At 57.4% G+C, this 3,790-nt stretch carries 5 protein-coding genes (1 of these 5 running past the window's edge); all 5 read left to right on the forward strand.

Annotated features, from left to right (window positions below):
- A protein-coding gene (locus EP237_RS22530) for a recombinase zinc ribbon domain-containing protein (protein ID WP_476703639.1) crosses the window boundary here: on the forward strand, window positions 1-9 show its 3' portion. It extends 702 nt beyond the left edge of the window; only the last 9 of its 711 coding nucleotides appear in the window; its start codon lies off the left edge, out of view; its stop codon occupies window positions 7-9.
- 168 nt (window positions 10-177) lie between these two features.
- On the forward strand, window positions 178-1,374 hold the full coding sequence (locus tag EP237_RS22535) for a site-specific integrase (RefSeq protein ID WP_127563066.1): 1,197 nt from the start codon (window positions 178-180) through the stop codon (window positions 1,372-1,374).
- 16 nt (window positions 1,375-1,390) lie between these two features.
- Window positions 1,391-2,173: a hypothetical protein gene (locus EP237_RS22540; RefSeq protein ID WP_127563067.1), complete on the forward strand. Its 783-nt coding sequence runs from the start codon at window positions 1,391-1,393 to the stop codon at window positions 2,171-2,173.
- Window positions 2,174-2,232: 59 nt separating this feature from the next.
- Window positions 2,233-2,454: a helix-turn-helix transcriptional regulator gene (locus EP237_RS22545; RefSeq protein ID WP_127563068.1), complete on the forward strand. Its 222-nt coding sequence runs from the start codon at window positions 2,233-2,235 to the stop codon at window positions 2,452-2,454.
- Between the two features lie 145 nt (window positions 2,455-2,599).
- Window positions 2,600-3,766 carry a hypothetical protein gene (locus tag EP237_RS22550; protein WP_164744810.1) on the forward strand — a complete coding sequence of 389 codons (1,167 nt, stop codon included), beginning with the start codon at window positions 2,600-2,602 and terminating at the stop codon, window positions 3,764-3,766.
- Window positions 3,767-3,790 lie beyond the last annotated feature (24 nt).

A 3,790-nucleotide genomic window follows, 5' to 3' on the forward strand; every position in this document is an offset into this window, starting at 1 on the left:
ATCGCCTAAGCCGAGTCGCACGGTCTGCGCCCGACTACGCTCCTTTACTCTATCTTCTTGATTTAGAACGTTTTCCGTTGACGCTTCGCGCGCCTGCTTACTACCTCTTTCGCCATGAAACGCCCCTCCGATCTTCCACTGTGCTTCCACGGATCGGCGCGTTGAAGGAGAGTAGCGATGCCCAAATTGACCAAGCGAACTGTTGAGGCGCTGCCGGTAAAGCCGGAGAATTACTTCGTCTGGGATGACGAGGTGAAGGGCTTTGGCGTCCGGGTCATGCCGTCCGGGACGCGGACCTATCAGGTGCAGTATCGGAAAGGCGGGCGCACTCGTCGCGCGTCCATCGGTCGCCATGGGACCGTGACGGTGGATCAGGCTCGGCAACGCGCGAAGGAACTGCTCGGCCTGGTGGCAAGCGGAGGCAACCCGGTCGAAGAGGTCTCGCAACACCGCGGCGCTCCGACTGTTGGTGCATTGTGTGAACGGTTTTTTCAGGCGCATGTATCGGAACGCTGCAAGCCAAGCACACAGCGGGAATATCGCCGGTCGATTGATCTCTTCATCAAGCCCGCCATCGGTGTCTTCAAGGTGGTTGATGTCGAGCGCCGGGATATCGCGGAGTTGCACCATCGGCTCAAGGATCGGCCCTACCAGGCCAACCGGACACTTGGTGTGTTGTCCAAGATGTTCAACCTGGCTGAAGTCTGGGGCCTGCGCCCTGACGGGTCTAACCCGTGCCGCCATGTTCCTAAGTATAGGGAGAAGAAGCGCGAACGGTATCTGAGCCAGGCCGAACTGCGCCGCCTGGGCACTGTTCTCAGCAATTGCGAAGCGGATGGATCAGAATCCCCCTTTGTGATCGCGGCCTTCCGATTGCTCATCCTGACCGGCTGCCGCCTTGGCGAGATTCAAACCCTGAAATGGGAGTACATCACGCCGAACGGTATGGAGCTGCCAGATAGCAAGACCGGCGCACGGCGTATTCCGTTGCCCCAAGCGGCACGGGCCGTACTGTCCGCCCTGCCCCGCTTCCCTGACAATCCCTATGTGATCGCCGGGAAGGTCGCCGGGCAACATATCACCGACCTTCAACACCCATGGCGGCGCATCCGCGCCCTTGCCGGTCTCAATGACGTGCGCATTCACGATCTGCGCCATACCTACGCCTCAAACGCAGTGTCCTCTGGGATGCCGATTCAGATGGTCGGCAGGTTGTTGGGACACACGCAATTGCAGACGACGATGCGCTACGCCCACCTAGCCGATGATCCCGTCAGGCGAGCAGCGGAAGAGAATGCAGCCATGTTGAGCGCAGGATTGGGACTTGGCGACCTACGCGAACTGCACCCCAAACTGCGCGTCGTGGAGAACTAAAAGGAGTAAGTTATTGATGGAATTTAATATTAGTTTGGATGATTTGAACGAGATCATAGAAACGAGATTAAGACAGCAAACGGCATTCACGCCCGAAGTCGTGGAACAGCTCGCACAAGAATTCGATATTCCAAAAGCCCTTCACGATATTGTTGGCAACATTCTGATCCTTGGCGCCGCTCAGTGGGCATACGAGATGCGGAGGGCAGCGCGCGACTTCAAGCAAATCAGGAAGGACTTAACCGGGTTGGAAAAGGTAGCCGTTGAGATTGCAAGGGCGCTTGAGAACCTCTCAGCTGAAACGCGCGATGTACTAGTCGAGGCCGGCTTTGGGCGAACGCGCGGCGGTTGTCACTATCCCTACATATCGGTGCACGATTCGTTGCCAGTGATGGAATACGAGCCGTCATCAGGCCAAGATAGTTCGCAGATCAGTCTAACTGAAATTGCGTCGATCCTTTCATCGCTCAGCAAATGCGTGGCGGATGCACAACCTACGGCCAGGGCAGGAAGAAAAGGAAAGATTGACGATGAAAGCATGTACGACCTTCTACACTCCTGTTTCCATGTCTGGGAAAGCATACTCGGACGCAAGTTTAGTCTGGACTGGGCATCGAATGGTGAGCCGATCACCGATGCTGCGGTGTTCTGCGTTCGGGTCGCTCGCCTTGTTGACCCCGCCCTCTCACTTCAAAAGATTGCAACGGCTTCTCGAAAAACACGCGAAAAAGGAATGAAGATCAGCGACTTGGAGAAAACGCCCGAAGTCTTGGAGCATTATCGCAAGCAGTTTGAATAGATCTGACTGAAGTTCGGGGCGTAGATCGTCGTCATTGAGAGTTTCGATGAGGACACCCGATGAAGGACTTTCTCGCCCCAAACCAAACCGACCTTTCTGGCACATTCGTTGACGAGTGCCAGGTTGCCGACATGCTGTGCCAATCCGTCCGCACGATCCAGAAATGGCGCGTGAAGGGCAACGGACCTGGCTATTACAAGCTCGGTCGGTCCGTGCGCTATCGCCTCGATGAAGTCTTGGCTTGGGCGGATGCCCGACGCAAAGCGCACACCTCTCAATGACCCTGAAACCGAAACCCAACGCAAGGCCAGCCGTCCACGCGCGCGCTGCGCTGCCTTCAGGTAGCGAGCGCGGCGCGCGGGTGGGCGGGTGGCCGACGGCCACGCGGCAAAGGGGGGTCTTTGTAGCACCCCCCTCTAGAAATACATGGAGAAGAAAATGACGATTATTCACACTGGCTTTGATGGCATCGACCTGGCGCTCAAGACCACGGTTCCGATTGAGTTGGTGGAGTTCCTGGAAGAAGGGAAGGCCACGGCCCAGGAGCTGATGACGGATGTCTGGGGCACTTTCGCAGGGCTGGACATCCAGACGGGCCAAAGCGGCAAGCGCGGCGGCTATGCGTTTACCTTTCGGATCTACGAGTTTGGTGCCACCTGGTTCGCCAAGAAGCCTAGGGCGTCGGACCCTTGGGGTCTCTACGTCTCAATCGGGTCACGAGAGCTGGCGCTGAATGGTCTGGACCGGACGCGGCAGACGCTCGACGCCCTATTGGCCAGGCTCGGGTTTCAGCTTCCGCATGATGGCGTCAGCATCAACCGTGTCGATTTCGCGGTGGATGTTCTGGCTCCCGGCTTTGTCCTCGATCCGGATGCTTTCGTGTTCCATTCCCGCGCGAACCGGAAAGCGATTGCCGAGTTCGAAACGGAAGAGATGAATGGGCTCTCCGGGCGCACGACATCCGTCACCATCGGCAAAATGCCCGGTCGCCAAGTCATCGTCTATGACAAGCGAGAAGAGGTCATGAAGCGCCGCAAGTATGAGTGGCCTTTGATCTGGAACGCCAACCTTCAGGCTGCAGGTCTAGACCCGATTGACCTGTCGGACCGGGCAAAAAGCCAAGTTTGGCGGGTTGAATTGCGTCTCGGAAAAGACGCCCTGCGAAACCGCAAAGACATTCGCGGCTGGGGTTCGCTGCACGAACATTTGCAGGCCGAGATGGATCAGCTAGCACAGGATGTGACACTGACTGTGCCTTCAATAGACAGCAACCGGTCACGTTGGCCGCTCCACCCGCTTTGGCCGACCACACAGGAGGCCGTCGCCACACGCCTGTTCGAACATGTAGGCACCGTGCCACCGGAAGCGGTGCGAGAGATTGATCTGCGCGAAAAGCAGCTCGACTTTCTCAAGCTTATCGCCGCGAACTCCGTGACGCTGGCCTATCTGGACGGCTTGGGGCCCAACGACTTTGAAGACTTTACAGAAACCTTGCCGGACAGGATCCTTGGTTATCTCGACCAACACCCGCGCGGGATAGCGGAGCGGTTTCAAGGCGCAGCGGCGAAGTATAGTGGGATTTTGGTCAGGTAGGGCGGATTCTGTTGAAGAACTCGG

The organism is Nioella ostreopsis, from assembly GCF_004000255.1.
In the GTDB taxonomy this organism is placed as follows: Bacteria; Pseudomonadota; Alphaproteobacteria; order Rhodobacterales; family Rhodobacteraceae; genus Nioella; species Nioella ostreopsis.